The sequence below is a fragment of the Shewanella sp. SR44-4 genome, assembly GCF_014163715.1.
Taxonomy (GTDB): domain Bacteria; phylum Pseudomonadota; class Gammaproteobacteria; order Enterobacterales; family Shewanellaceae; genus Shewanella.
The window spans coordinates 1-1,430 of sequence record NZ_JACJDU010000110.1 but is presented as its reverse complement, the minus strand read 5'-3'; the positions used below and the strand labels follow the sequence as shown (position 1 = coordinate 1,430).

The 1,430-nt window shown below is 38.0% G+C and carries 2 protein-coding genes; both read left to right on the top strand.

Annotation, left to right across the window (positions count from 1 at the left end; translation table 11 throughout):
• Window positions 1-550, top strand: a 550-nt coding sequence (locus tag H5125_RS21590; RefSeq protein ID WP_182745479.1) for a DUF6795 domain-containing protein, incomplete at its 5' end; no start/stop codon positions are given.
• Window positions 547-1,430, top strand: an 884-nt coding sequence (locus H5125_RS21585; protein ID WP_182745478.1) for a lipase family protein, incomplete at its 3' end; no start/stop codon positions are given. The genes H5125_RS21590 and H5125_RS21585, both read left to right, overlap by 4 nt.

The following is a 1,430-nucleotide window of genomic DNA, read 5'->3' as shown; positions in this document are numbered from 1 at the left end:
TGATATGTTTGGTTGGTTTAAAAAAAAGGAAGTCTTTTTAAGCTCAGAAGTTAATGGTGTTATTACCAAAAATGGTAATCCAGTGGCTAATTTAGAGGTGACGCGTTCATTAATGTATATTGATGAAAAAGATCATCTTGATGTGGCTATTACCGATAGTAAGGGTCATTTCCATTTTCCTCAAAAAAGCATTCGTTCATCTATTCCTAATAGACTTTTCTCTGAAGACAGAGTGTCACAACAGATTACTGTAGTTTACGATAATGAGCTGCTAGCAATATGGTCTGCTAACCATATTGGTATTGAGGAAGTGCCAGAGTTTTCTAAAAAGCTATCTTTTATGAATTGTGAATTGACCGATAAGCGTGTGAGTTTTCAATTTAACAATACCAATAACGAACATCTTGATCATATGGCTTCAAGCATCTGCCGCTGGGGTGAGGATTATACTCCCGTATTAGTTTATGATGGTGACAAGGAATATATTGTTGAAGATGGTGATTTTAATAAACTAACGGATCGTTTTACCGGCAAGGAAGTCGAATTATGAGTAACACAATTTCACCTAGCACAGCAGCTAGTATAGCCTCAAGAGTATATGATACTAGGAAAAATAAAAGTTTTCAGAGTGACTTTCATCTTGATTTTATTAAAAATTTTAAAATAACTAATAGTCAGATCCAAGGCGTTAGTGGTGGCTTAGTTAACCAACTATTGAATCGCAGTACTGGCTTTGCATTAACGGCACAAGGGATCTCGCCACAATTTAAACAGCATCATATTATTAGTGTTCGTGGCACTGTTTTTACGTCATTTGCTGACTGGTTAACTAATGGCAATATTGCTATAACAGTTGGGCCTAAAAGTCTTGAAGTACACTCAGGATTTGAAAAAGCTTTTAGCAGTATGCAGTCTGAATTTAATGATTATGTAGCACTGCATAAACCTCATTGTTTACATGTTGTGGGTCATAGTTTGGGTGGGGCTATTGCGCAATTAACAGCGCTTTGGGCAAGTGAGAAAGGGATTGACACCAAGTTATATACCTTTGGTGCGCCAAGGGTTGTTACTGAGAGATTTGTTCACCAAGCATCTACTAATATCGAGCATTATCGTGTTACGCATGGTGCGGACCCTGTACCAGCAGTTCCGGTATGGCCCTTTAGTCATACTGTCGGTGAGTACCAAACAGCAATGAACAGTGGATCTTTTTTCTCGATTGGTGCGCATTCTATGGAAAAAGCCACACCTGGTTATGTCAATACCGTTGCATCATATAAGAGCTATAGCGCGATGAATAGAGCTCTTAAAACGCTTAACCATAAGCATACGGTACTAAAATATGATCAACGTCATAATGCATCATTCTCTCAACGCTGGCAGCAAATCATTACCGATGCTTTAATCACTCTTTTGAAAAAAACAGGTCA